The sequence below is a fragment of the Streptomyces odontomachi genome (assembly GCF_024435355.1).
Classification (GTDB): Bacteria; Actinomycetota; Actinomycetes; order Streptomycetales; family Streptomycetaceae; genus Streptomyces; species Streptomyces odontomachi.
Genome location: NZ_JAMJWG010000092.1, coordinates 1 through 592 on the forward strand (window position 1 = coordinate 1; position 592 = coordinate 592).

Consider the following 592-nt stretch of genomic DNA (forward strand, 5'->3'; position numbering starts at 1 on the left):
CTCGCTCACCACCGTCTTCACCGAGTTCAAGGTTGATGCGCGGGTCACCGGCTTCACGCGTGGTCCGACGGTGACCCGTTATGAGGTCGAGCTGGGGCCGGCGGTGAAGGTCGAGCGGATCACGGCGCTGACGAAGAACATCGCCTATGCGGTCGCCAGTCCTGATGTGCGCATCATCAGTCCCATCCCGGGCAAGTCGGCGGTCGGCATCGAGATCCCCAACACGGATCGGGAGATGGTCAACCTCGGTGATGTGCTGCGGCTGGCGGAGGCCGCGGAGGACGATCATCCGCTGCTGGTGGCGCTGGGCAAGGACGTCGAGGGCGGCTATGTGATGGCGAACCTCGCCAAGATGCCGCATGTGCTGGTGGCGGGTGCGACCGGTTCCGGCAAGTCGTCCTGCATCAACTGTCTGATCACGTCGGTCATGATGCGGGCCACCCCGGAGGACGTGCGGATGGTCCTGGTCGATCCCAAGCGCGTCGAGCTGACCGCCTACGAGGGCATCCCGCACCTGATCACGCCCATCATCACCAACCCCAAACGGGCCGCCGAAGCGCTGCAATGGGTGGTCCGCGAGATGGACCTGCGC

General features: G+C 65.4%; 1 protein-coding gene. It reads left to right on the plus strand.

The features are described from left to right. Positions 1-592, plus strand: a 592-nt coding sequence (locus tag NQO67_RS43515; protein WP_255956199.1) for a DNA translocase FtsK, incomplete at both ends; no start/stop codon positions are given.